This is a genomic window from Vibrio sp. 10N.222.52.B7, from assembly GCF_041474275.1.
Lineage (GTDB): Bacteria > Pseudomonadota > Gammaproteobacteria > Enterobacterales > Vibrionaceae > Vibrio > Vibrio crassostreae_C.
On sequence record NZ_JBFRTU010000497.1, the window covers coordinates 1 to 416 of the forward strand.

Consider the following 416-nt stretch of genomic DNA (forward strand, 5'->3'; position numbering starts at 1 on the left):
GCTACTTACTCTTGGAAAATATCGAAGATATCAACATCATCTTATCAAAAATAGAGTCCAGTAAATGGGTAGTCTATGACGTTCCCTCAGATATAACCGGACAGAGTATTACCGTAATGCAGCTATTCAACCTGTTTAATATAAAGGGGATGATTTATCAAGATGCTCCTATTGAACACCTTACACGTTGTTTAAAAACAGTATGTGATGACGATCTATGGCTACCTAGGAAGTTAATGTCACATATTTTATCCAATGCGTGCTCTTATACTTTCAAGTCTCAGGTAATACTGTCTAACCTGACGAAAAGAGAGGCTCAAATATTTAAACGAGTTGTCAGAGGAGATTCAAATCTAGAGATATCAAGCGAACTATTTATTTCAGAAAGTACGGTAAAAACGCACGTATACAACATA

The 416-nt window shown here is 35.8% G+C and carries 1 protein-coding gene; it reads left to right on the plus strand.

The window, feature by feature from the left end:
• A partial coding sequence (locus AB4512_RS23870; protein ID WP_372175980.1) for a LuxR C-terminal-related transcriptional regulator occupies positions 1 to 416 on the plus strand: 416 nt, incomplete at both ends.